General features: G+C 56.2%; 2 protein-coding genes and 1 pseudogene. 1 reads left to right on the forward strand and 2 read right to left on the reverse strand.

Going from position 1 to position 3,116, the window contains the following annotated elements:
• Positions 1-287 (reverse strand): annotated as a pseudogene (locus tag VGP75_RS18250) (acetylornithine deacetylase); the annotation flags it as partial.
• Positions 288-293: 6 nt separating this feature from the next.
• Positions 294-1,478: a M24 family metallopeptidase gene (locus VGP75_RS18255; protein ID WP_327545014.1), complete on the reverse strand. Its 1,185-nt coding sequence runs from the start codon at positions 1,476-1,478 to the stop codon at positions 294-296.
• A 338-nt stretch (positions 1,479-1,816) separates the two neighbouring features.
• Here VGP75_RS18255 and VGP75_RS18260 point away from each other — a divergent pair, with 338 nt between their 5' ends.
• Positions 1,817-2,923: an ABC transporter ATP-binding protein gene (locus tag VGP75_RS18260; protein WP_327545015.1), complete on the forward strand. Its 1,107-nt coding sequence runs from the start codon at positions 1,817-1,819 to the stop codon at positions 2,921-2,923.
• Positions 2,924-3,116 lie beyond the last annotated feature (193 nt).

Here is a 3,116-nt window from a genome sequence, read left to right on the forward strand (position 1 = left end):
GTGGCCCAGTCCTGATCTGCGACAGGGACCACATCGGTATGACCCGACAAAAGGATACCGCCACGCGCGTCCGGTCCCAGTGTCGCGAAAAGGTTCGCTTTGCTGCCCGTGTCATCGTGATCCAGAAAAACGCGTGCGCCCTGACGTTCCATATGCTCCGCCATCCACGAAATCATCGCCAGATTGCTGTCAGCCGAGATTGTGGGAAAGCCGATAAGGTGCTGCAGGATGCTCTGGGCACGCTGCGTGATGTCCGTCACACGAGGCGAAGAAAGGGGGACAACCACGCGCGCCTAGTCCTTGAGGTACATCTTGCGCGGCCGGTCGCAGAAACAGGCCGCCGGGCCGTCCTCTGTGATCAGAATGGATTCCGTGATCTCCAGACCCCAGTCATCCATCCACAGACCCGGCATAAAGTGGAAGGTCATGCCCGGCTCAAGGATCGTTTCGTCTTCTTCGCGCAGTGAAATCGTCCGCTCGCCCCAATCCGGGGGATAGCTCAGCCCGATGGGATAGCCGCAGCGCGCACCGCGTTCGATCCCGGCGCGTTCCAACGGCGCGGCAAGGGCTATCGCGATATCCTGTGCGCGATTGCCCGCACGGGCGGCATCAAGGCCGGCCTCTAGCCCTTCGACAAGGGCGGCTTCGGCGCGTTTGAGGAAATCAGGGGGTGTGCCAAGGAAAACAGACCGGCAAAACGGGATGTGATAACGGCGATAGCACCCTGCCAGTTCAAAAAAGGTGCCCTCACCACGTTTGAAAGGCTGGCTGTCCCACGTCAGATGCGGGGCGGCGGCATTGGTGCCAGAAGGCAAAAGCGGCACAATCGCGGGGTAGTCACCCCAATCGTCACCGATCCCGCGGATCACATCGCCATAGATTTCCGCCACCAGATCATTCTTGCGCATGCCCGGTTCAATGCGTTCAATCACCCCGTCCATGACGTTTTCGGCAATGCGCGCCGCTTTTTGCATAAAAGCGATTTCTTCGTCGGATTTCACCGCACGCTGCCAGTTCACAAGTGCTGTCGCATCCAGAATTTGCGCATTGGGCAGTTCAGCGCAAAGCGTGGTGTAGGCTTTGGCCGAGAAATAGTAATTGTCCATCTCGACACCGATACGCGCCTTCGCATGCCCCGTCTCTGTGAGCAGACGCGCCAGGTCCTGCATGGGGTGACGGACTGCGGATTGCACAAAATGGTCAGCATAACCAAAGATACGGTCGTCCTGCATCCAGACTGTGCGGAGCGCGCCATTGGCGTCCTGCCTGCGCCCCCACCAGATTGGATCAGCGTCATGAAAGACCACGACACCTTGGTGAACATAGAACGACCAGCCGTCATAGCCGGTGATCCACGCCATGTTCGAAGGATCCTCGACGAACAGAATGTCCAGTCCGGCAGCGGCCATCGCTGCGCGTGTTTTGGCAAGGCGGCGGGCGTATTCCTTGGCGCTAAACGCAGGATCTGGGTGTGTCATGTGCGGTGTCCCTCTCGCCAAATGCGCAGTGCAACTGAATAAGAGGCTACAGCGACGACGGCGCCCCGCCTCGCGTTTCGCGACATCGCATGTGACAAGAGCGTCATCGGGTTTAGGTAAACCGCTATCCCTGCAAAACCGGATTTATAAAACGCCATGATTCTTGGCATCGCATGGGGCAGATTGCCTCATTTACAGCGCTGAACGCTATATAAAAAAGGGGTTTTGTGTCCAATAAGGGTCCGCTTAGGAAATCTGCTTGCAAACCACTAACGCTTTTACGTTAGTATGTGCCCAACGCAGAGATAAAAAATGTTGCGATACAAGGGGAGCCAAATTTGGCCGATACAAAACAAAACGACTCTTTCGTTGAATTCGAAAGAGTGCAGAAGAGTTATGACGGCGAAACGCTCGTCGTGAAAGATCTCAACCTTGAAATGCCGAAAGGCGAGTTCCTGACAATGCTCGGGCCATCGGGTTCGGGCAAGACGACTTGCCTGATGATGTTGGCCGGTTTTGAGACAGCAACACACGGCGATATCCGGCTTGATGGGAAATCAATCAACGACATCCCGCCGCACAAGCGCGGCATTGGCATGGTGTTCCAGAACTATGCGCTGTTCCCGCATATGACGATCGCCGAGAACCTCGCCTTTCCGCTGGAGGTCCGCAAAATGGGCAAGTCCGAGCGGGAACAAAAGGTCAAACGCGCTTTGGACATGGTGGAAATGGGTGCATTCGGCAATCGCCGCCCTGCCCAGCTTTCAGGTGGCCAGCAACAGCGTGTCGCCTTGGCGCGTGCGCTGGTGTTTGAACCTGAACTGGTGCTGATGGACGAACCACTTGGCGCGCTGGACAAACAGTTACGCGAAAAGATGCAGTTCGAGATCACCGATCTGGCCCATAACCTCGGGATCACGACAGTTTATGTAACGCACGATCAGACAGAGGCACTGACGATGTCAGACCGTGTCGCTGTGTTCGACGATGGCCGTATCCAGCAGCTTGCCCCACCGGACGAGCTCTATGAGCAGCCACAAAACAGCTTTGTGGCGCAGTTTATCGGTGAAAATAATACGCTCAGCGGCAAGGTCACCGAGATCGACAACACGAAGAATACCTGTGTCGTCCAGCTTGATAGCGGCGAAGAAATCGACGCGGTACCTGTGAATGTTCATCAAGTGGGTGAGCGGACAACAGTGTCGATCCGCCCCGAACGCGTTGAAACCAACAAAGAGCGTTTGTCTCCGGACGCGCACACGCTGAAAGCCGAGGTGCTTGAGTTCATCTATATGGGTGACATCTTCCGCACACGTCTGCGCGTTGCAGGGTCGACCGAATTTGTCATGAAGACACGAAATGCCCCCGACCAACCACGGCTTCGCCCAGGCGAACAGATCGAGATTGGTTGGTTGCCCGAAGATTGCCGTGCTTTGGACGCGTAAAGCGACCTGAAGCACTGTCAGATTGGCCACGCTAGCCCTGGTATGCGTGGTCATCATCGAAAAACCAGGTTTAACGGGAGAATAGAATGAAGTTTACGAAACCAATTCTGACGACAATGGCCCTGAGCCTGTCCGCCACAACGTCGCTTGCTGACGGGCATATGGCATCGGACATGACACTGGTTAGCTGGGG

This window comes from Yoonia sp. (assembly GCF_036007805.1).
Taxonomy (GTDB): domain Bacteria; phylum Pseudomonadota; class Alphaproteobacteria; order Rhodobacterales; family Rhodobacteraceae; genus Yoonia.